Raw genomic sequence first — 202 nt, forward strand, 5'->3', positions numbered from 1 at the left:
TCGACGATCCGCTGGTCCCAGTCGTCGCCGCCGAGGTGGGTGTCGCCGTTGGTGGCCTTCACCTCGATGACGCCCTCGCCCATCTCCAGCAGCGACACGTCGAAGGTGCCGCCGCCGAGGTCGAAGACGAGGACCGTCTGGTCGTTCTCCTTGTCCAGGCCGTACGCCAGCGCCGCCGCCGTCGGCTCGTTGATGATCCGCA

The 202-nt window shown here is 68.3% G+C and carries 1 protein-coding gene; it reads right to left on the minus strand.

The window, feature by feature from the left end:
- On the minus strand, nucleotides 1–202 hold a 202-nt coding region (locus GTY47_RS02945), incomplete at both ends, for an Hsp70 family protein (RefSeq protein ID WP_010038274.1).

Origin of the sequence: Streptomyces sp. SID5464 (assembly GCF_009862985.1) — a bacterium.
Taxonomy (GTDB): Bacteria; Actinomycetota; Actinomycetes; order Streptomycetales; family Streptomycetaceae; genus Streptomyces; species Streptomyces chartreusis_D.